Origin of the sequence: Flavobacterium sp. HBTb2-11-1, from assembly GCF_009826975.1 — a bacterium.
Taxonomy (GTDB): domain Bacteria; phylum Bacteroidota; class Bacteroidia; order Flavobacteriales; family Flavobacteriaceae; genus Flavobacterium.
Genome location: NZ_WUMO01000003.1, coordinates 155153 through 177699, shown reverse-complemented (window position 1 = coordinate 177699; position 22547 = coordinate 155153). Strand labels below are relative to the sequence as shown.

Sequence of the window (22547 nt, the reverse complement as noted above, 5' to 3'; positions counted from 1 at the left end):
AATTTTGTGGTGTCGTTAATAGTTTTTGGTGTAAAGTTTTAAGAGATTATTCTTTTGAAGTAGAATCTTTTGCTTTATTCTTTTCTCTTTCTTCAATACGTTTGTGCCAATCAGCACTTTCTTTATTTAAATCGTAACCTTGTTTTGATAAATAGTTATTGATTCTCCCTTTGTATTTGCCAAACCAGCCGTGTTTTTCTTTAGATGAACCAGCATCCATGGCATGTTCTCTGGCTTCAACTAAAGCTTTGTAGATGTAATCTTTTTGTTCTGCAGTTAAGTTTGGAAGCATATCATTATAACCTGCCACCGTGATTGGAAGAACGCCATAAGTCATTCCGTCTTTTACTTCAGTGATTTTGTCTTCTGATAATTCTTTACCTAATTTTTTGATATAAGATTTGTGCAGTTTGGCAATTGATTCGTCTGCTTTTGTTTTCAGTTTATCAATCTTTTCGTTTTGTTTTTCTTTAGCTAAAGAAGTGTCTTCTTTTACTTTTTTGATTTCAGCATCTCTTCCGTCCTGAATTTCACTTAAATCTCTGAATTGTTGTGCAATAATGTTTGAAACCGCTTTTTCTTTAGCTTCGTTTTTCAAATCTAATTTGGTAACAATTTTTGCAGCTCTTTCGTTGGTAACCTTTACATATTCAGGATCTAAATGCTGTTGCGCATTTAAAGTTGAAAATGCAAAAACCAGCGATAACAAACCTGCGTTTATTTTATTTAGTGCCATTGTCTTTGTTTTTTTAAACACATAGAAGCTTAGATTTTCTTTTATTTCCTTTTTTATATTAAAATTCTATGTTTCTATGTGTTTAACAATTATTTCAGTTTTTCTTATTTTAAATCTAATAAAGGTCTAACTAATGTTTCTTTGTTATTAGCCAAATCTTTCCAGTCTACTTTTATCGCAGGATTTACACCGTTGATATAATCTTCGATATTAGTGTATCCATCTCCGTTTAAATCTCCTTGTGCATCAGACGGATCATTCGGATTTAAACCGTATTTTTTCTCCCATGCATCAGGCATTCCGTCTTTGTCTGTATCTGCATACGGTTTTCCTTTGTATTCTGGATAGCCGCCCACTTGCGAAATATCAGTAATAATTCCTTTTTTATAAGAATCCATCGGTAGACGTCTGTGTTCAAATTGGTAGAAAGTCTTTTTTTCTAATCCTTTTGCATATTCAGGAACTCCAGTTTTTACAGTTCTTACGATTCTTTCATCTACTTTATCTCTTATTGGAAGAGTCGCTCCAACATTTTTAAGAACAAATTCATAAGCATCTTCAGCAGTCATAAATTTGTTGAACCATGGCATTGGGAAAGGTTTGTTCACTTTCATTTTAGCGAAGTATTCTTTTGCCTCGTCATACGTCATCAATTCACCTTTTTTATTTTCTAGCTGAATTCCGCCGTCCCAGTTATCTTTAGTAACTTTTTCGTTTCCATTAATAACGTTTCCGTTTACATAAGCTCTACCAAAAACCATATAAGGCAATTTGCTTCTTCCTGATTCTGGTTTTAAAATTCTATAACTGATTGGCTGTGTCAAATCGGTTACAGGACCTGGTTTGTAGAAGTTGTTAATGATGTTGTAATTTGCAGTATAATCTCCACCGTCTGTTGATCTGTTATACCAGTTGAAAACGACATTATTTACAAAATTGAAAATTCCGTTCCATCCAATAGAAGGGTTTCTTCCTGCATTGTTGGCCCACATATTTCTCATGAAAGAACAGTTTTCTCCTCCTAAAGTACTTCCGAAAGCATGATTGTAAGTATCCAAAGCTTCTCCGAATAAACTGTTTTGGATAGTAATATTTACCGTTCCCACTTTAATATCTGGATAACCTGGTCCTGGATTGTACATATGTCTGTAGATTGACATGTTTTCATCTAATCCCCAAGTTGCGGAAACGTGATCGATCATGATATTTCCAACAGGATTTCCACCAATTGCATCATCACGGCGTCCTACGAAAGTTTCTCCACGACGGAATCGTACGTGTCTGATAATTACGTCATGCGTATCAATCCAAGTTGACTCTCCAGCTATACAAATACCATCACCAGGAGCTGTCTGTCCTGCAATTGTAATGTATGGCGCACGAATAATCAACGGACTTTTTAATCTAATAATTCCAGCAACATTAAATACCACTATTCTCGCTCCTCCTTGTTCGCAGGCTTCACGCAAAGTTCCAGGCCCACGATCTTCCAAACTTGTTACGGTGTATACTTTTCCGCCACGGCCTCCAAATGTGTACATTCCGCCACCTTCGGCACCTGGGAAAGCTGGAATTTCAGCTTGAGGTAAATCAGTTGGTCTTGCTGCCCACGGAATATAAGGTTTTCCATGTTTTGCTTCTTCTTCAATAACTACTAAAGCTTTTGCCCAAGCTTCATCAGAAAGTCTTTGAGCTTCTTCTTTAATTGCTTTTTCCTGAGCCTGAACTTCTGGACTTATCTTCGGATATTGTGCAAAACATTTTGCGCTTCCCAAAAAAAGCAGAGATGATGCGATAAATAATGCAGAATTTTTCATGTTAATTTCTAGTTGTGGTAATTCTTTTTAAACAAATCACCTGTATCTTTTGAGAAGTACAGGTGAAAAGCTTTATATAATTTTCTGTTTCTTAATAGTTAAATTTATTCTTGGTAGATAAAAGTACCTGCGGCACCGTTACCATCTTTCCATCCTACCGTCTGCGTCAACCAAGGATTATTCACTAAAGCACTTTGATTTAATCCCATAATGTAGTAATTAGATCTCCATGAAATTGGAGTCGCAACATTACCAACATTATCCATAGGTGTTGGCGGAGAACGTAATTCGAAATTAGCTGTATAAAATGTTGCTAAAGCAGTAATTTGAGCTTGAAAGTTTGATGCATCTGGATCTACAGAAATAGAAGCACGAGCATTTGCTAAAGGATCTGTACCTGCTGCGCTTGTTCCATTTTTATAATGTAAATAATTTCCAATACGTTGTGTACCGTTTATTACTGGAATACCAAGTTTAGCATTTGTCTGGTCATTAATTGAAGCATCATCACTATAAAGCATCCATCTTTGAGTATCCCAAAAACGTTTTCCTTCATAAGCTAACTCTACTCTACGCTCATATAAACAAGCTTCTAAAGCTGCATATTTATCTCCCAATGTACCTATTCCATAGTTATCTGTAGCAGCAATTCCAACACGTTTACGAATTCTTCCCAAATAAGCAATCGTATTTCCAATATCCCCTTTAGCAGCATAACATTCTGCAATGTTCAATACCAACTCAGCAAAACGATATTCCATAATATCTGTTCCAGAGATTTGGAAGTTTGACGCATTACTTACCGTCGGACTTGACATTTTACGAATAAAGGCAGGGCTTGCCACATCATTCCCCATACTAAAGCCAAAAGTATTAGCATTGGAAGGAGTCGTCCAACGATATGCCCAAACAGTAGGTGCCGCAACTGTTGGCAAACTATTATTGTAAGGCCAATAACTTCCTGAAAATCCAAATGTTCTATAAAAACGTGGGTCACGATCTTTAAAAAATAAGAAAGGGTCATAATTATTTGCGGTTGTAGGTCTTTTTCCACTAGCCATAGGGAATAAGTCAATCATACTTTTAGGAGCATCAACTCCACCACTTCCTTGTCCGCCTTGGCTTGTTAATCGAATCGATCTTTCCCAAGAGTTATTAGACTGTAAAGAAGGAGTAACCGTCGTACTGCTTGCTAAAAGCTTAACAACAATAGCTTCCGAAATGAATGCATTATCATTAAGATAAAACATTCTCTCCCAATCTCTTGCAGTAGTTCCATATAATCCATGCCCTTGTGAAGTCAATTCTGTTTCTGCCGCTAATCCAGCCGCTAAAGCTGCATCCCAACGTTCTGTCGATGAATCCCAATTTTTATTGAATAATGGACTTGCATATGTTAGCAATACACGAGCTTTTTGAGCCATTGCTGCTCCTTTTGTAAAACGGCCATAATCGCTGGCAGGCCATTTTGGAGGCAGTAAGCCAGCTGCTAAATCAAGATCTGCAACAATTTGCTTAACCACTTCCGTAACTGTAGCTCTTGGTATTTTTATTGACGGATCGTCTTTAGAAGGAGTTTGAACTGTTGTTACAATTGGAACACCACCATAAGTACGCATTAAATCAAAGTATTGGATGGCGCGTAAATAATACATCTGACCTTTAATTTGATCACGAAATGTCTGAGATAAATTAGCTCCATCAACATCAATTCTCTCCAACATTACATTACAATCTCTAATTCTATTATATGGATCATTTGAAGGGTTTTCAACTAATGTCTTTCCGAAATAGCCCGATCCATCCGCCGCATTTTCCAAAGTTATATTTGGATTAATCATAGCCGAAATACCACCGACCTCTTCCGTATAAGAAGTTTGAGTCGTTGTCCAGGATCCAACAACTACTGCTGTTGGTGTTTTGTATCCGTCATAAAAATCATAGTATAAATTGTTTACATACCAATTAACACGCTCTTCACTTTTAAAGAACTCAGCGTCATAATACTTATACTGTTTTTTATCTTCTAAAAAGTCGTCACTGCATGAAACTCCCAATACCATTAAAAGTATCATTGCTATATATGTACAAATTTTTGCTTTCATAATTGTTTTTTAAATAAAATTAGAATGATACATTCAAATTAATTGACCAAGTTCTAAGAGTTGGATATCTTGAAACTGAATCATCATACATATTTCTGTAATGATTTGGATAAGGATTATATAAATCCCAAAGATTGTTACCTGTTACACCTAAAGTAGCTTTTTGGATATTTAATTGCTTCATAGCTTCTTTTGGAAGTTCAAATCCGAAAGACATATTTCTAATTACACATCTAAAAGTATCTAACTGCCAGAAATCTGATGGAACTAAAGCAGATTCTTGCGCCATGTTAGGATACTTACCATTAGGATTATCAGTAGCATCGTACATATCTGTCCAGAAAGATTCGTGAGACCAATCGTTATGGGCAGAACCAACCCCTTGTTTTACTAAGTCGATAGATCTGTAGCCACCCCATGAAGTTTGAATCTGTGTTTTAAAATAGAACGTTTTATATTTGAATCCAAGATTACTTGTAAAACCATATACTCTATTGTTTTTTGCCAATTTAACGTAATCTTCATTTGCCATAATTCTACCATCAGCTCCAGCTTGAGTGCCTGTTGACGCATTATAAACACCTCCCGTATCTTCATAAGCCAACATTCCTTTTCTCATCATACTTACATTGTTGATAGTTAAATAGTTAGGAACCCCTCCTACTGCCGTAGCTCTCTCTGTTAAATAATTCCAATAATTAGCTATATCCTCATCTGTTCTTAAGATACCGTCACCTGTTGAAGTTCCTTTCCAAGTTTTGAATCCCCATTGAGGAAAAAACGTAGAATGACCAACTTCTGTTACATTCATATTTGCATTTGGTCTTGCAAGTGTAGGATATTGTTTGATTTCATTATTGTTAAACGCAAAGTTAATTCCAACATTATAGCTAAAGTTTTCCTTAATTTTATCATTCCAGTTTAAACTAAACTCACTTCCCCAGCTATCAACCGCAGCATAATTCACTTCTGCAAAACCACCTCCAACAGTAATTGGAGTACCTGCTTCACCTGCCAATCCAATCAAAGCGTCTGTTGTTTTATCATAGTAGTAATCTGCAGAAATTTGTAGTCTGTTTTTAAGGAAGGCCACATCTATACCAATATTATTTTTAATTGTAGTATCCCAATGCACGTCTTCATTTGGATTTGGACGTGGTGTAATTCCACCTCCTAAAAGACCTCCATTCCCTCCAAATTGTGCTCCCTTGTCTGCCAATGGCTCATAAAACTGAAGCCATCTCCAATAATCAATATTGTCCTTACCTGTTTTTCCGATTGAGTAACGTAATTTTAAATTATTAATCCAAGAAACATTCTCAGTAAACCAATCTTCTCTAGAGACCACCCATCCTAATTGAGCACCTGGGAAAAAGCCCCAATAGTTTTGCGGTGCAAACTTAGTAGAAGCATCACTCCTAAATATAAACTCAACAAGGTATTTGTCTTTAAAGTTATAGTTTAAACGTCCAAGGTAAGACTGAGTACCTGACTCCACTTTCACAGCTTCTGAGTTTGTGCTTATAGGTCCAGCAGTAGTACTATTTCCTAAAAAGTCTTTTGAAGTTCCTTCATAAGCTAAACGAACTCTTTTGTTCCAAGCTTCTGATTGCTCATAACCAAACATTGCTGATACATTATGATTTCCAAATGTTCTCGCGTATGTTGCAAAAAAGTTAGCTTGGATTAATTTATCCAAATCTGTAGTATAATATGCTCTTGAGCCGCGTGTATTTGTGTCTGGTTTTCCACCATTTGCAAACTCTGAACTTGCAGTTAAAAGGTGGTTATCTTGCTTTTCATGATTGGCAATTCTTAGTAAATCATAAGGTAGCTGAAACTGCTCTGTATAACTACTTGACTGGCTTCTTGCAAAACTCCCTTTTACACTTAGACCTTTTATAAATGGCAACTTATACTCCAAAGATAAATTCACATTATATGAAAATTGCTCTTCAATTTGTTTTCCAGCATCTAAAGCTGCAAAATAGTTCCATCCTGCAATAGTGGTATTAGCGTTTGCACTTCCTAAATTACGATCTGAACGTGGAAAAGGAGACACCCAATACGTTTGGCCATTTATTGTAGTATCCCAAGGAACGTACTTTGGCATATGTAATAAATAAGCATAATCTGCTTGTTCACCTCCAGCGGCTGAACCAAAACTGCTATCATTTAAATTTGCTGAAGATTTAGTGTATGATTTAGTAACATCTGTTGTAATAGCAGAAACCGACGCAGAAAATTCTAAATCTTGAGAGATTTTAATATTTGTTCCTGTTCTGAAATTCCATTTTTTATAATCCTGCTCTCCTAAGTTCGGTCCTTGATCAAAGTAGGTAATACCAGCAAAATACGTAGCTTTTTCAGTTCCGCCACTTGCAGAAAGTGACTGTCTTTGTTGTGTAGCTGGTTTCCAAGCTTTTTTAAGCCAATCATAATCTAGACTTTTCATTTGTTCTAGTTCTGCAGCAGAAAAATATTTAGATGCTACAGGATCTAGATTTGAATTCAAAAATCTATTTTTCCAAATTCCATGCTCATAAGCACTCATTGTTTTACCATGGCTTACTGCATCATTGAAAGAATATTGGCTGTAATAAGTAAATTTTGGTTTCCCTGATTTTCCTCTTTTAGTCTTCACAATAATAGCTCCTTGTGAAGCTCTCGATCCATAAATTGCCGCTGAACCGTCTTTTAAAACTGTCATGCTTTCAATTTCTGAAGGATCCAATTGATTAAAAGTCTCTAACGTAGGCTTCCCGTTTTGAGGATCAATCTGCACCATGTCGTCAATAACTACCAATGGAATAGATGAATTACCATCTTTTGAGAAACCAAAAGTTTGACGAATCTGAAGAGTTGCAGCATCTCCAGGACGTCCAGCTCCACCATCAACATTTAAACCTGGTGTCAAACCTCTTAATGCCTCAGATAAATTTGAAACAGGTAAATCCTGAAAATCATCTGGTTTTAAGGTAACAATTGCTCCTGTAACATTATTCTTTTTCTGGGTCCCGTATGCTACAACTACAATATCATCCAGTACATTAGAATCTTCAGATAATTTTGCATCTACTATTGCGCGTCCGTTAACTGGAATTTCTAATTTTTTCATTCCAATAAATGAAAATACCAAAGTAGCACCTGGTTTTACTTTAATCTGATACTTACCATTAAAATCTGTTGTAACTGTATTCTTTGTAGATTTCTCTGTCACGTTTACTCCTGGAAGAAGCCCTGATACATTATCTGTAACAGCTCCAGTTACTGTAACTTGATTACTTTGAGCATAACTCAATACACTCATCAGTGTAAACAAAAGAAAACTACATCTTTTTATAAGTGCTTGTTTCATAAATGTTTTTTTGGTTAGGTTATTAATGTTAGTTAGTCATGTTTAATGCGCCCCAGCTATTAACAAAATTTTTCTTAACGGAATATTAAATTAATTTTATTAAATGTCTAAAACACATTTATTTTAGTATTCCAAAAATATGATGATGACACATTATTACCGTCCTGCTCTATCCTGTTTTAATCATGTTATTTCAAAAAAAATAACTCAAAAAAAACAATATTAATAAAAAACGAATGGAAAAAATAGACGAACCAAAATAATTAAGACAATTGTTTGCTTAAAATAAAATATACAAACACATTTTGAATAAAAAACAATAAGATTGTTATCAAAAATAAACATATAGTATACATTCTTCAAAACACAACACTGTAGCATCTGATAAATAACAGCTTATAAAATACGATTTTTTACGAAAACGATAGAGAAAAATACTCAGAGTATATTTTTTTTACTTTAAAAAACTTACAAAAAAATCAACAGGACACTTTTACACAACTCCAAAAAAAACATTAATATTTTTTAATAAAAGAACATTTTTTTAAACGTAAATTCTGACCAACAAAATGTAAACGGCTAATTTCTGATTTTTCACTTTTAAAAGAAAAACAAAAAAGCCCGCCAAATCTTATATTTAGCGAGCTAGCTTCAATTTATTAAATATTATTTTTACTTATTCGGATTCCATCCGTTTAAAACTGAATCTCTATCATATTTTTGAATATCCTGTTTTTTTAGCTGATGCGACCATGATACACGTTGCGAAATACTTTTTGCACTCGCTCCTTTACTTCCATATTCAGCGTAATAAGCTGTTTTGTCTTTATCAGGAAATCGCGAATCAATCCAAGCATTCCAGCCTTCGGGAATAATGTGCGAACCTACATCTGTATTAATGAAAACGGTTTGCGCATAAGGTCTCCAAGGTCTTCCTAAAAACACATTATCTACTGATTTGTCTTTTGCAGTTAATTTACAATCTACGAAAACAAAACCATAAGCTTGCCCTTGGGGCGTTGAAGCTGCGGTGATATAAGAGTTTATTAAGCTTTCAATCGTACATTTGTAAAAATATGCCGTTGCAGCTCCAAAAATAAAATCGGTCGTTCCGTTGATAAAGCAATTTTCAAAATAAGTTCTGGTGTTTCCTTCTGATAAATAAAGCGTATCCTGATTCCCTAAAAGATCGCAATTCTTGACAACAACTCTATCACTTTTAATATGTAAAGCAACCGCCTGTCCTACTCTTCCTGCTGAATTTTCAACAGTAAGATTTTCCAGCATGCAATCGTTTCCTTTGATTAAGAAGGAATAAGATGTTGATGTTCCAAATTCCTTTTTCCCTGATGGATCTGGTTCACGAAGCGGTTTTCCAGAATAATCGTCAAATGAAATAATGGTTTTATTTCTGTCTGTTCCTTTTAAGGTTATGAATGTTTTAGAAATTGGAATTTCCAATTTCTCCACATATTTTCCTGGCTTTATAGTTATTATAACGCGTCTTTCTGAATTGTCTTTTACATTATTTATCGCTTCTTGGATGGTTTTAAAATCTCCAGAACCATCCTGAGCAACAGTTAACGCTAGTTTATTATCGAGCGTTTGGGCTGATAGAGAAAGTGTTGTTATTAAAAATAAAGCCAGAATAAATTTCATATTATTTAATGTTAGGATTTATAGACAGAGTTTATCTGTAGAGGCGCACCGCAGTGCATCTTACGCAACGTAACAACAATGTTTGATACACATGACGTAGACGCACTGCAGTGCGTCTCTACGAAAAAACAGGAATCTATATATAATTTTAATGCGACATCCAAACCGTCATTTCTCCCTGTCCTTTGTTTCCCCACGCAAAATACGGTATCAATTTTACAGTTACCGATTTTCCGTCTTTTGTTGAAATAGGTTTATAAAGCGTTTTATTCCAAGAATTACCAGAGGAAATTTTCGAAGTCGCTTCAATGGTAACTAATTTTCTGTTTTTCAATTCCGTAAAATCAGTTTTAAAATCAGAATTCAAATTTAAAATCACATCGTTTACACTTGAATTTGCTGGCAATTGATCTGATTCTAAACAATACACTAAAGGTCCTCTTTTTACTGCAACTTGATTTTTAACTTCTTCTACTAACGGATTGGCTTCCATCAACTCAACCGGCATTGGAAGATTCAATTCGATAACATCACCTTTTTTCCATTTTTGATTTAATTTCAAATAAGTTCCTGAAACAATTTTGTCTGAAACTTTTGAATTATTAACCAAAACTTCCGCATTTTGACTCCAACCCGGAATTCTTAAAAAGAAAGCCTGCAGATCTTTTGGAGCTTTAATGATTTTCAAAGTTATTTTTCCGTCCCACGGATAATTGGTTTGCTGTTCAATTTCAATTTCTTCTCCGTTTAAAGATTTTGTTTTCAACTGATTACTTCCGTATAAATTTACATACAAACCATCTTTCGAAATATTGTAAGCATAATTTCCAACTTCAGCAATTGTTCTCGTTACGTTTGGCGCACAGCAGTTGGATAAAGCGATATAACCTTCACGCACATTTCCCCATCTTTGATGAAACGGCAGATGGTTAGAAACATTCAACGGATTGTTGTACAAGAATTTATCTCCTTCTAAATTCATTCCAGAAAGTACACTGTTGTAAAGTGCCAATTCTACAATATCAGCATATTTAGCATCTCCTGTAATTTGAAGCATTCTCCAGTTCCATAAAACGTTTCCAATATTCGCACAAGTTTCTGTGTGAGCCGTTGCATTTGGCAATTGAAAAGGTCTTCCGTAAGCCTGATGAATTTTCTGAACGACAGATGGATCATAAGAAGTTCCGTCTGGAGAAACACCATCGTATAAAGAACCACAGCCTCCTGTGATGTACATTTTACGATAAGTTACATCATCCCAAATCGATTCTAAATTGTCTAGTAATTTCTTTTCGCCTGTTTCGGCATATAAATCGGCAACTCCTGCATACAGATAATTCGCTCTCACCGCGTGACCCATTGCCGTAGTCTGCTGTCTAAACGGAACTCTATCTTGATTATCATCGGTTCCATCATTCGTAGTTCCGCGAATGTCAATCAGATTATTAGCCAATTCCAGATATTTCGGATCTTTTACTGTTCTGTACATTTCGACAATTCCCATATAATGAGACGGACAAATCGCATTTCTAGCCAATTCTGGCGAAGCTTTTTTATAGAAATCATACAAGAAATCAGCAACTCCTTTGGCGATATTCAAGAAATTTGCTTTTCCTGTAGCACGATAATGAATGCAGGCCGCAGTCATTAAATGTCCCATATTGTATTTCTCAAAACCCAATTGCTTTTTCAATTCCTCCGGACCTAAAGTTCCCCAGCGCTCGTCAATTAAAACGGGAGTATGAATATAACCGTCTTTACGCTGTACTTTCGCGAAAAGCGCAATAGCTTTATCCATTTCGGCATCGAGTTTTTTGTCTTTTGTAACAGCATAAGTCGCCGCCATTCCTTCAAAAATCTTGTAGAAATCACCATCATGAAAGGAAGGTCCTTTGAAAGTTCCTTTGTCTAATCCTGCAGCAATTTCGAAGTTTTTGTACGAATGAGAAGTCTCGCTATGGTACAAATCCCACATATACGGCAAGGTATTTTTAGTTTCTACATCAAATTGCTCTTTCCAAAATCCGTTTGTCCATTTTACGTCTTGTAAGCCTACGCTTTGCAATTTTGAATAGGGACTTTGTGAATTCGCCACTAAACCTTTGTTCTGAGCAAAGATTACAGTCGAAAAAAATAAAGAGGATAGGATGATGTTCTTTTTCATTTTGAATATTTTTTGGTACGCGGATAAAACGGATTTACTTCGTAAAGACGTAGATTAAACGCGGATTTTTATTTTCTAAATTTTGTTTCACGCAGATTTAAAAAAGATTTAAGCTGATTCAAATAGATTTTTATTTAAATAAATCTGTGTAATCTGCTAAATCTGCGAGAGATTATTTTTTCCCGCAATTCCGCAGATCTAGCAGATATTTTTTATTTCTTTCCTCTTAGAATAAAATTTGCGCAGATCGACTTTAATCCGCTAAATCTGCGTGAAATCTTTTTATTTTACAAAGAAATTTATCGTTCTGCTCATTGAATCTCCTTCGGCATCTTTTACTGTTAGTACAAAAGATGCAAAACCTTTTTCTGAAGCCATGAACTGAATTTCTTTGCCCTTTAAATTTACTTTTCCGTTTTTAACTTCAGAGAAAGTGTAAACTGGTTTGTTTTCATATCCTTTGAAAAAATCGGAAGCAGCTAAAACCTTTTTATCTTTCAAATCGATAAAATAATGAGGCTGAGCTAACCAATCTAAATAATTATCCAATTGTGTGAATCCGTCTTTATCCACATCTGAATTGGCATCTGAAAAATCTCCTGCTGGCGAATTTTCATTTAAACCCAAAGCTTTCTCCCACCAATTTGGCAATCCATCATGATCTGTATCCCAATCTGCGGGACGAGTTTCTGACGGAAAGTTTGGCCATCCTCCAGCATCTGCTTCATTATCAATCATTCCGCCTAAACCGCTTTTGCTTCCTTTATAAGTGAATGTGCCTTTTAACGTTTCATTTATGATTCGGTTATCGTGCTTATCAAAATAGGGTTGATTTGCCCCAACATCCGAAAGTACATTTTTATAAGCCCCTTTAGCGGATTGTGTTTGTACATAAGATTCAAAAAATGGTTTGTTAACGAAAGTTTCATAATTAACCATTTCTTTGTTGGTAACAGTCATTTTTCTTCCCTTATCCTGCGTTCTTTCGTCGAAGTAACCTGGCATGACATTTCCATCAAAATAGTAACGTTGCATTCCTTTTCCAACTCCTTCATGCTGTGCATTTAACGCCACAAAAATTCCAGTTGAAGCACCTGGTTTGTAATAATTGTTTACAAAATTCACCTCATTTGCACCACCATCTGTTGTTCTTTTCCCCCAGTTGTAAACGACATTATTACGAATATCCAATCTTCCTGTATAAAATCCGTCACCACTTAAACCACCGCCAATACTCCAGTTTCTTCCATAGTTATGAGCCAGCAAATTGTGATGAAAACTTCCGATATCACCGCCAATTGTAGCCGCATATCCATGCATTTTTCCTGCTTCGTATTTGTCGTGACCCGCTACATTTAAAGCTTCAGAAATTAAAGTTCGCTGCAACGTAATATGGTGCGCACCACGCGAACTAAACGATTCATCAATAGTCCAGCTGATCGAACAGTGGTCTATAATACTATAATCTGCTCCCGTTAATCCCATTCCATCAAAAGTAGTTCCGCCTCCGATTCTTACTTTCAAAAATCGAATTACACCATCATTTCCAGTTAATCCGATTGGTGCTCTACTGATCGTGATTCCTTCGCCTGGAGCTGTTTGTCCAGCAATGGTAATATACGGCTGATTTACCACTAATCTCGAAGCCAGTTTAATATTTCCCGACACATTAAAAACAATCGTTCTAGGCCCAATTTCCTGATTAATAGCGTCGCGCAAACTTCCCGGGCCATCATCGTTTAGGTTGGTAACTTCAACCACTTTTCCGCCACGACCACCAACAGCATAACGCCCATAACCTTCAGCTCCCGGAAAAGCCAATTGAGCAGGTTTAAACGACCACACATTTCCCAAAGTCACTTCTCCATTGTTATCTACTTCATCTACTCTCCAATAATACGTTGAACCGCTGTATAAATCTGAAACAGAGAAACTTTTGTCTGTTAATTTTCCTTTGAATTCTTTTGAAGATTCTGTTGCGTTTGCCACGGCATTTTGGTCTAAACCAAAATACAATTTATGAGCCACTACATTTTTTGGAGCATCCCATTTCAAAATCACATTTTTAGCTACTTCAACATGCTCGTCTCTATTTTTTGGTTCTGGTGTACGTGCCTGATTCATTAAATTTGGTGTATCAATTTCAAAACCGTTGATTACAATTTGTTTTACAATATCCAGATTCGTTGTTGGATCAATTTCAAAACGAATGATTACATCCTTGCCTTTTTCAGCATTAAAAGTAATATAAGCCATTGATGCATCTACTTTTGCATTGGCTCTCTGACTAGCGTTTACCGTTTCTAGAAGTTTTCCGTTTACGAAAATTCTGATTGGAGAAAAAGTTTTGCCTGTAATCACATCAAAAGCGTTATGAAATGTCAAAAGTGTATGTTTTCCTTCTTTCAAACCGCTGATTTTTAACTCTAAATTTTCAGCTGTTATCAGTCCGTCGCTTCCCAATTTATTGTAAAACGGAGCGTTCATACCCACTTTGTACCATTTTGAAGTAAAGTTTCCTTTTAGCTTAAATGACACATTATTAAATGATTTTTCAGCTTCTTTTCCTTCATTAATCACCCAAGAATCATAACTCGGATCGTGAACCTCTTCTAGTCTTCTTTGAAAAAAGTCAAAATCGACTTTTACTATTTGTTTATCAGCATTTTGAACTGATTGTGCTTGCCCGTTTGTGGTTAAAAGTATGGACAAAAAAGCACCGCTTATTAATTTCTTAATCATTTCTGTTAGTAATAGTTAGTTTAATTTCGTTTTCTCTCCTTCAGATTTTCCAAGCAGATTTATAATGTCTTTTTTTCTTTCTTCTGGAATAACTTTTAAAACCTTCAATTCTCCATTTAGGAGTTCGGCTTCAATCGTAGTATTTTGTTTGGCATGTAATTTACAATGAACATTCCAGTCTTTTGGCCAGGCCGGAAAAAGATAAATCTTGCCTTCTGTTTCCTGCAAAAGCATTTCCTGCATACCAATCATTCCAGATCCGCCCCAGTTATGATCAGGAACCCAGTCAAAGCCCGGACCCCAAAATGCTGGAAAACGTCTTTCTGAGTTTCCCATTTTCATGGTATTGTATTTTGCCGCTTCGGCTGTTAATCCTAAACGAGCTGAGAAAATATTGTCTTGTTTCCAACCTACATGATTTCTGAATTTTATAGCATCTGCATCATACTTCCAAGTATTCAAGGCCGTTTCTAAATCAGGTTTCCCAACACCGTAAATTCCCCACGGATAAACAGGATACAATTGCGGCACTTCCGAATTATTAACGCGTTCCCAAGTTTTCGCAGGAAGCAATACTTTATGATTTTCAATCTGTCCAAAATTCAAAGGCGGAATTCTTGTTTGAAATGCTTTTAAATATTCAACGTCTTCTTTTGACAATTCATTCGCAGAAAGGTTTAAAAGGCTTTCTGTAATAACTTGTAAAGCCGAAATTGTACTGTTGGCATTATTCGCCATTTTATACGTTTCAGCTCCCGATCCTGGAAAAAGAATTAATTTTCCGTTTCCATCCAAGGCTTTTCTTCCTCTTTGTTTGGCTAAATATTGATAATGTTCATCAAAAAAACGAAGACAACTGATCATGAACTGATTGTATTTTTGAATGTCTTCTCCAGCATATTCCTTTTGTTGCAACATCATTTTGCAGAATTCTAAAACCGTATCCCATTCATATTCTAACCACGCATTATATTCCATTCCTGGATCGTAATCTGCGGGACGTTTCCATTCGTATTCGGCGGGATTTGGCAAGCCGAAATTTTCTAATTGTTCTGTGAATGATGCCCCGTTGTGTTTCCAATACACTTTAGATCGTAATTCGGCATTTTTTTGAAGGCTTATGTAATAATCCAACTGTGATTTCATCATATCAAAATCACCACTTTTTACCATCGGAAAATAAACCAATCGCTGGTTTTGAGCTGTCATTGTTCCTCCACCCCAATTTCTGAAATCGGGTGTAAAATCCAGATCTTTATTCGTGTAAACAGGATCAACCGTAAAAAGTCCACCGTTGAATTTCGTTGGATATTTTCCATACGCATTGCAACCTAGCATATATCGGAACAACTGATAATTCTGTCCAATTTGATATACCGAATCTTTAACATTCGATTGATTTTTTTGAGTAAAAATAAAACTGCGGTTCCAGAAAGTATTCCACCATTTTTGAGTGTTTTTTTCTGCTTGTTTGAAATTGTTTTTATTGGCCGAAATCAAACTTTTTAATCCATTATTCCAAGTCGAAAAATCAGATTGATTCGTATTCAAATAAATTTCTAGTGAATGCTTTTTTGAAGGTTTTACACTTGATAAATTAAAGCCTTTAAAATCTGTTGATTGATATTTTCCTAAATATGTTCCGTTTGGTTGTAGATTATTTCCCGTCATAAATCCGCCAAAAGTCAGATTCGCAATCGGATTCAGCATTTCGTCTTTAACCGATTCCATTTTTTGTTGTTTTACCGCTACATCAAAAACCGTATTTTCTCTGTTTCTGTGGTAAAATTTGATTCCGTCATTTTCAAATGAAATAGAATCTTTATACGTAACGAGTTCTCCTTGAGGTGCCCATTTATAAGAATTCGCATTATTTTCTTTTCCTTTCGGATAACGGTTTTGATAACGCCAGCTTTCATACGAAGCCGTCATTTGCAAGGCATTTTTACTTTCTAAATCAACATGAATAATCGGTTTAAAAACATCTACCCAAAGTTTAATTTTAGTATCATTCTGCCCAACCAAAACATAACCATCTTTGAGTTTTAATTCCTGATGAAAACCGTCTTTCCCTTCAAACGGATTCGGGCTTAACGTTACTTTTACTCTTCCTAATTTCAATAAAGTATTATGTTCGTCAAAAGTTCCGCTTCGTGAAAAATAGAAATACAAATCGCCTTTCTCAACCCAGACATTCATACCAATATCCCCGCCTCCCAAAGGCATTGATTCTGATGAATTCTGACTCTGCTTTGTCCAAACCTGATTGTAAGTATCAAGCGTAGGGATTTGCGCTTTGAGGCAAAGCGTGGTGAAAAGAAGTATGTATTTAATGTATTTCATTTTTTCGTTTTCCTGCAAGGTTTTCAAAACCTTGTAGGTATTTATTTTTTTTAATTTTCTCTCGCAGATTTAGCTGATTGAGCAGATTTATTTTTATCTCCAAAATCTGCCAAATCTGCGAGAGTTATAAATTAAGCATCTAAAAAAATCATCATGCTAAGTTCAAATCTTTGTCGAGTTACTTGCGAAGATTTCTCCTTCGTCGAAATGACAAACTGGGCGTTAAACTCATAATTCAAATGACACCTACAAGGTTTTGAAAACCTTGCAGGAGCGCGTGTGTATTACCATTCGTCTGTTCTAAACGAAGAAACCGGCAATCCTCCTGCACTAAACAATTCCGCTTTAGCGAAATCTTTCCATAAATAGCGCACTGCAACAGGTTTCTTTACTTTATCTGAAGTCAGAACTACCGATTTTCTTCTAACCACAGTTTTAGCTGGATAAAAAACTTTGTCTTCTCCAGCTATTTCAAAACCTAAAACTTCTTTATCGTAAGATGTTATTCCGTTTGCAACATCATCAAAAGAAACGGTTACAGCACCATCTTTTATTTCCATCGATTTGTATTTCGGACTTTCGAATTCGAAACCTTCAATTCCGTATGTTCTCGCCAAAGCTTGAAAAGCCAATCGATTTCCGCCTTTTTCTTTATCCATAGGATGAATGTTGTTTTCTTCACCAACATCCATTAAAACCGCCATTGCCGAATTCGGAATTTCCTTCGAAGCTTTAAACTGCGCTTCTCTCAAATAAGCCGAATTATACTTTTCCAAATAATCTTTTGGATGAAATGAAGTATAATTGAATGGCGCAATCTGAGCGAAATAAAAAGGAAAATCTCCCTGATTCCACAACGTTCTCCAACTGCTAACCATTTTTTTCATTAAAGCGGTATACTCACTTGCTCTTTCATAATTTGATTCTCCCTGATACCAAATACAGCCCTTAATTCCGTAACCAATTACAGGCGAAAGCATTCCGTTAAACAAAGTCGTCGGGACACGATTGGGATCTTTTGCCAATTCTTCTTTTGTGGTTGGAATTTTAGCGCTGGCAAAATCTTTCAGCATTTCCTGATTCATCCACGCTTCCATGCTTGAACCTCCGTACGAAACATGAATCAATCCAACCGGAACATCTAAAACTTCCTGCAAAAGCGATCCAAAATACCAAGCCGTCGCACTAAAATTAGAAGTTGATTTTGGAGAAGCTTCTTCCCATTTTCCTTCAAAATCTTGCAATGGTTCTAAAACCGTCGCTCTCGGAATTGTGATTAAACGAATATTTTTATTGGTCGATCTTACAATAATTTCATTTCCGTTTTTAACGGGTTGACCTTGAAATCCTTTTAATGGCATTTCCATATTCGACTGTCCAGAACAAAGCCAAACTTCTCCCAACAAAACATTTTTGATCGTTACTTTTTCATTTCCTTCTGAAATTTCAATCGTATACGGTCCGCCAAAAGTGGAAGTCTGTAATTCTGTTTTCCATTTTCCTGAAGCATCTGCTTTTGTTTTGTAGGTTTTAGAATTCCATGAAGTTTTGATCGTGACATTTGCATTCTTTTCTGCCCAGCCCCAAATTGGTGCGTTTGATTTTTGCTGCAACAGCATATTGTCTGAAAACAATGCTGGCATTTTGATTTTTGCATTGATTTGAAGGCTTGCTAGAAGTACTAAAAAAGCAATAATTGATTTTTTCATTTTGATTTATTTTTTAATGCCACAGATTAAAGGATTAGAAAGGATTAGAAAGGATTTTTAATCTGTGAAAACCTTTTAATCTGTTGCTAAACTTATTTCCTTTTTCAATTGCCTCCAGCTTCAGCTGGAGGTTACAATTGTTTTCTCGTCATTGGGCTTTAGCCAAATCGTTAATTTGGCTAAAGCCCTCTTGTTATATTCTTTTCTAAACCTCCAGCTAAAGATGGAGGCAAATGAATTTATTTCTTTTTGCTACAGATTAAAAATCCTTTCTAATCCTTTAAATCTGTGGCAAAAACTTTATTTTTCTTTTACAATACTTACTGGGCCTAATAATCCCGCTTTTAGCAATGGATTTCCTTCCAACCTAAATGGCGCTGTTGTCCAGGTTAACCTTTCTTCTTTTCGCAATTTTTGATCGCCAATTAAGCGGTTCGCCCATGTATTGGTCACTTTTATTACGATTGTATTTTTTCCTCTTTGTAAGGCATTCGAAATATCTGTTTTGAAAGGGAAAGTCCAAAGCGTTTCGCAATCTTTTCCGTTAATGGAAACTTCGGCAATATTGGCGATTTCGCCTAAATCAAGCCAGATTTTGTTGGCATCTTTTCCTTTCCAAACAAACTCTTTTTTATAAATAACAGTTCCAGAATAATGCTTAATCTGATCACTTTCTGAAGTACTCCAATCAAAAAGTTTATTAGTTTTTACAACTTCTTTAGGACCTTTGAATTCTGGATCAAACTGCAATTCCCAATTTTCATCTAAAACCTGAACTTTTTCAAATTCCGCTATTTTTCCTTTTGCTAAAACTTCTTTTGTTCCTTCCTTAAAAATCACAAAACCAGATTCGTTGGCTTCTAAAGTTATTGAAACAATTGTTCTTCCGTTTTCTATTTTCCAATTGGCTAAAGCCGAAGTTTCATCTGTAACTGGATTGTACCATTGCGGAACTTTTCCAGCTATTCTAAAAGAAGCTTCAAATGTTCTCTTTTCCGCTTTTTGATTTGAAAGGAAATATACTTCTTCGTTTTCTGCTTTTCTATGCGTCCACGCAATTGTCTCTGAATCGGCTCTGTTTAAATTTGGAAAATAAATATCCTGAGTAATTCCGATTGATGCAAAATCATTTCCTAAATATGGTAATTTGACAACGGTTCCTCTTCCGATTTTCCATGTTGATGAATTACTGTTATTCCAGATTTCATCAATTATATTCTGCCACTTCTTTTGATCGATTTCTGATTGAATTCCAGGCTGAATATTTGGTTTTTCATCTACAAAAATCGTTGCTCCGTCTTTTAGCAATTGCAAGATTTTTTCGGCGGAAGCCAAAGAAAGCATCTTATTTGGTGCCATTTTATGACTTCCCGGAAACAATAAAGCTCCGTATTCTATTCCGCCTTCAAATGAAATTTTTCCGTTAACGACTTTCGCACGATTGATTAAAACATCTGTATTGAAAGAATCGTATTGATACCCATTTAGCGGGTTAATCCATTGCGATAAATCGGTGATATTTTTAGAATAAGTCACTTCTTTTGGCATTTTTGCTGTTGGCTGACCTTCATTTTCTAAACGGATTTTCTCGCTTTCCAATCTTTCTTTTCCAAATACATTCGGAATAAACTGCACCAAACGATCTGGAACAAAAGAACGTGAAGGAAAATCTTCGCCAATAAAAACCGCCAAATCAATTACTGGTTTTCCTTTCTGCAATTGAAACTGCACTCTTTGGCAATAATCAAACCATGCTTTTCCGGGTTTCCACCAAGTTTGGTCTCTTTGGAAAAAAGTTCCGATATCATCTAAAGTCATTCCCGGTTTTCTATCCGTCCACGGATTATGAACAAAAACGTGATAGAATAAACGGTTGATTCCTAAAGCATAATTTCGATCTGCCGTTGTTTTTAGATTTCCTGGATGTTCGTCCCAATCCATTCGCAAAGCCGTAAAAGATTCTGCCTGAATAATGTCTTTCCCATAAATATGTCCGCCCGAAATGGCATCGACCATATCAAAAGGTTTGTCGTGTGTTGGGCTTTTCAGCCAAAATTCACCGCCCGGATAATCGACATATTTATAATGCAATAAAGCATCGCTCATCATGGTTGGCGCAACATTTTCAGAACTTAATTTAACCTTATATTCTTTTGCAATTTGAGCTACCGTTCCGTAGAAATTATCGGCTACTAAATCACCAATTGTTTTTCTAACATCATATAAAACTTTCTCGGAGAAATCAGCACTTTCTACTGGAATTCCAGCCATTACAGGCAAATATTCTACGATATCGTAACCTCGTCTGTTTTTAAATTCAGCCTGAAAAACCGAAGACCAGTTTTGGCTTCCACATTCCCAGCTGTCAAAATGAAGAATTGCCAAAACTCTTGAAGCCAGTTCTGGACCAGCAGAACGTACTGCTTCTCCAAACCAATGATCCAATTGAAAACGAATTAATTCTGGATTGAATTTGTCTACTTCCAATCCTTTTCCTGCTCCGCCCGTTGCATTTTCATGGCCTGTTGAAGTATGTCCCATTCGGATAATTTTCCATTTTCCTTTTGGCGCTTTCCAATTCAAGTTTCCATCAGCATCAACAAAATTGGAAATATTGATAATTTCAGATTTTTTGAATGCATCTGTATTCGGAATTTCTTTCTCCGTTGTTTCTGGAGTCAAACGCCATATTGCGCCTGATTTTCCTTCGTAATTATTGATTAAAGACTGATTTGAAAGTGTTATTTTACTCACTTTCAGATTCTGTTTCCATTTCGCAAAATCCAAATCTTCTGCTCCGGGTTCTGTTCCAACTGGGTCATACACAAATCTGAAATATTTTGCTACAACAGGCGTAATAGTATGCGTGTTCGGAAAATCCATATCCTGCCAGCCATGACGCGGTGCAATCAGTCTTTCGTGGAATCTAAAATTAACTCCATCATCACTTACTTCCACAATCAGACGCTGTGCCTGAAAATCTCTTCCTTTGGTTTCAATTACAATAGATTTACAAGTAAAAGGCTGCGCAAATTCGTACTGAATCCATCCTGAATCGGCAAACTTGAAATTTTCATCTTTCTTAGGATCAGCCAAAAACGATGCATCGGTATTGTTTGATGTTGTAACTTTTGGTAATTGAATCTGAGAAGTTGTCTGATATTCTTTTATCGGAATTGCAAAAACCGCAATGTCTTTATAATAATCTTTGTAATGCTCTGGAACTGGTAGTTTTGAAGCGACTTTCCTTCCTCCTAAAATTTCAGTCGTTGACCAAACTACTCTTTGCATTGACATTTCTGGTTTGATCCACGGACCACCCGCAACGGCAAATCCGTCTGCTCCATGAAAAGCGAGTTTCAAACCTAAACGATCGGCTTCTTTAAAAGCCCAATGAATCATATCCCAAAATTCAGGCGTCAGCTGTAAAACCGGCGGATCAATCAATGGCGGATTTGCTGGACCTTTTATGGTCATTAGATATGCGCCTGCAATTCCGTTTTCTTTCATGGCTTCTAAATCGGCTGTGATTCCTGCTTTAGAATAGGCCGATTTCATCCAATACCAATACACCCAAGTTTTGGAGGATTCTAATGTGGGCTGAAAAGATTCTTTTTTATGAACTTCCTGCGCAGAGACGAAGCTTGCGAGAAGGACGATAAAAAAGAGGTGTTTTTTTTCAAACATTTTTAATCGTTTTATTTTATTTGTAAACCCGAGAGGTTTTAACATATTGCTTTATTCGTCAGTTTTGTCATTTCGACGAAGGAGACTCGAGCGATAGCGAACAGGCGAAGCAAATCTTCGCAAGAAACTCCACAAAGATTGGATTCTCGTTACGGAGCTACTCGTGAAGATTTCTCCTCACGTTGAAATGACAAATTGTACTTTATACACTGTATTTATACTATACT

10 protein-coding genes are annotated in these 22547 nt (G+C 35.9%); all 10 read right to left on the bottom strand.

The features are described 5' to 3' along the window. Nucleotides 1–46: 46 nt before the first annotated feature. Complete coding sequence (locus GR162_RS08090) at nucleotides 47–736, bottom strand: DUF3826 domain-containing protein (protein ID WP_160781707.1); 690 nt, start codon at nucleotides 734–736, stop codon at nucleotides 47–49. Between the two features lie 104 nt (nucleotides 737–840). After that, nucleotides 841–2553: a polysaccharide lyase gene (locus GR162_RS08085; protein ID WP_160781706.1), complete on the bottom strand. Its 1713-nt coding sequence runs from the start codon at nucleotides 2551–2553 to the stop codon at nucleotides 841–843. 104 nt (nucleotides 2554–2657) lie between these two features. Continuing rightward, nucleotides 2658–4658 (bottom strand): RagB/SusD family nutrient uptake outer membrane protein, encoded by a 2001-nt coding sequence (locus tag GR162_RS08080; RefSeq protein ID WP_160781705.1) that lies wholly within the window; start codon nucleotides 4656–4658, stop codon nucleotides 2658–2660. Between the two features lie 19 nt (nucleotides 4659–4677). Next, nucleotides 4678–8016, bottom strand: a complete 3339-nt coding sequence (locus GR162_RS08075; RefSeq protein WP_160781704.1) for a SusC/RagA family TonB-linked outer membrane protein — start codon at nucleotides 8014–8016, stop codon at nucleotides 4678–4680. A 672-nt stretch (nucleotides 8017–8688) separates the two neighbouring features. Then, nucleotides 8689–9675, bottom strand: a complete 987-nt coding sequence (locus GR162_RS08070) for a pectinesterase family protein (RefSeq protein ID WP_160781703.1) — start codon at nucleotides 9673–9675, stop codon at nucleotides 8689–8691. A 148-nt stretch (nucleotides 9676–9823) separates the two neighbouring features. Further along, nucleotides 9824–11839, bottom strand: coding sequence for a glycoside hydrolase family 127 protein (locus GR162_RS08065; RefSeq protein WP_160781702.1), 2016 nt, complete (start codon nucleotides 11837–11839; stop codon nucleotides 9824–9826). A 282-nt stretch (nucleotides 11840–12121) separates the two neighbouring features. Next, nucleotides 12122–14581: a polysaccharide lyase family 1 protein gene (locus GR162_RS08060; protein ID WP_160781701.1), complete on the bottom strand. Its 2460-nt coding sequence runs from the start codon at nucleotides 14579–14581 to the stop codon at nucleotides 12122–12124. Nucleotides 14582–14596: 15 nt separating this feature from the next. Further along, on the bottom strand, nucleotides 14597–16924 hold the full coding sequence (locus GR162_RS08055; protein ID WP_160781700.1) for a DUF5703 domain-containing protein: 2328 nt from the start codon (nucleotides 16922–16924) through the stop codon (nucleotides 14597–14599). Nucleotides 16925–17208: 284 nt separating this feature from the next. After that, entirely contained in the window at nucleotides 17209–18633 is a 1425-nt protein-coding gene (locus GR162_RS08050; protein WP_160781699.1) for a sialate O-acetylesterase, read from the bottom strand. A gap of 300 nt (nucleotides 18634–18933) precedes the next feature. Then, on the bottom strand, nucleotides 18934–22320 hold the full coding sequence (locus tag GR162_RS08045) for a glycosyl hydrolase (protein ID WP_160781698.1): 3387 nt from the start codon (nucleotides 22318–22320) through the stop codon (nucleotides 18934–18936). Nucleotides 22321–22547 lie beyond the last annotated feature (227 nt).

Bases quoted from the DNA above. Each gene is read 5' to 3' on its own strand.
- GR162_RS08090 (WP_160781707.1), bottom strand. From the start codon at position 736: ATGGCACTAAATAAAATAAACGCAGGTTTGTTATCGCTGGTTTTTGCA.
- GR162_RS08085 (WP_160781706.1), bottom strand. From the start codon at position 2,553: ATGAAAAATTCTGCATTATTTATCGCATCATCTCTGCTTTTTTTGGGA.
- GR162_RS08080 (WP_160781705.1), bottom strand. From the start codon at position 4,658: ATGAAAGCAAAAATTTGTACATATATAGCAATGATACTTTTAATGGTA.
- GR162_RS08075 (WP_160781704.1), bottom strand. From the start codon at position 8,016: ATGAAACAAGCACTTATAAAAAGATGTAGTTTTCTTTTGTTTACACTG.
- GR162_RS08070 (WP_160781703.1), bottom strand. From the start codon at position 9,675: ATGAAATTTATTCTGGCTTTATTTTTAATAACAACACTTTCTCTATCA.
- GR162_RS08065 (WP_160781702.1), bottom strand. From the start codon at position 11,839: ATGAAAAAGAACATCATCCTATCCTCTTTATTTTTTTCGACTGTAATC.
- GR162_RS08060 (WP_160781701.1), bottom strand. From the start codon at position 14,581: ATGATTAAGAAATTAATAAGCGGTGCTTTTTTGTCCATACTTTTAACC.
- GR162_RS08055 (WP_160781700.1), bottom strand. From the start codon at position 16,924: ATGAAATACATTAAATACATACTTCTTTTCACCACGCTTTGCCTCAAA.
- GR162_RS08050 (WP_160781699.1), bottom strand. From the start codon at position 18,633: ATGAAAAAATCAATTATTGCTTTTTTAGTACTTCTAGCAAGCCTTCAA.
- GR162_RS08045 (WP_160781698.1), bottom strand. From the start codon at position 22,320: ATGTTTGAAAAAAAACACCTCTTTTTTATCGTCCTTCTCGCAAGCTTC.